Consider the following 816-nt stretch of genomic DNA (forward strand, 5'->3'; position numbering starts at 1 on the left):
CTCTAGACGAAGGGGACACAAATTCAATTTTAAACATTCGAAGTTTAAAACTAAACAATGTCACTAGGACTTTTTTCAACGATTATGCTTGGTGGAGCTAGGCGGGATCGAACCGCCGACCTCCTCGCTGCCAGCGAGGCGCTCTCCCAGCTGAGCTATAGCCCCTTATTGCATACGGGAACTTGTCACCGTGCATCGCTGAGTGCGGGGCGCATTCTATGCAGGGAGGAAAATAAAGTCAACAATTTTTAGTTAAGTTTTTTCTAACTGCTTCAAAAAGCGCCCAAGAGGACACAATATATACAAAACCTTCCAAACATTCAATCAAAGCGCTTGTTTTAGTTTGATTTTTATACAGAAAGACAGGGGTTCCCCTGCCCTGATTCATTCACATACATTGTTTTAACTTAATAACTTAAAATAACCAGATTGGAATTGAATAAAGAACAATAATCCATTCACCCTGACTAAGCCAAATCACAATTTGTCGTTTCTTTGTGGGCTAACAACGATAACTTGTACCACTTATAATTTATGTTATTTACACTCCTTATAATGAAGAGCAATTGTAATTTTGTTAATTTGCCTATAAATACAGCAAGCAAACGAAAATTTCATTTTTAAGTATTGACTCCTTTGCACGGCTCCCTATAATAGCGCCCCACAGCAACGCGGTGTTATGCACAATGTTTGTTGTAAAATTAGATATGGGTTGTTAGCTCAGTTGGGAGAGCATCGCCCTTACAAGGCGAGGGTCACTGGTTCAAGTCCAGTACAACCCACCATATCTAAAATTCTATATTGGGTTGTTAGCTC

The 816-nt window shown here is 39.8% G+C and carries 2 tRNA genes; one reads left to right on the forward strand and one right to left on the reverse strand.

The features are described from left to right. Window positions 1-89: 89 nt before the first annotated feature. Window positions 90-165: transfer RNA gene (locus N483_RS26480), tRNA-Ala, on the reverse strand. Between the two features lie 544 nt (window positions 166-709). Here N483_RS26480 and N483_RS26485 point away from each other — a divergent pair. Beyond that, window positions 710-785 (forward strand) — tRNA-Val (locus N483_RS26485). Window positions 786-816: the final 31 nt, after the last annotated feature.

Origin of the sequence: Pseudoalteromonas luteoviolacea NCIMB 1944, assembly GCF_001625565.1 — a bacterium.
GTDB lineage: Bacteria > Pseudomonadota > Gammaproteobacteria > Enterobacterales > Alteromonadaceae > Pseudoalteromonas > Pseudoalteromonas luteoviolacea_F.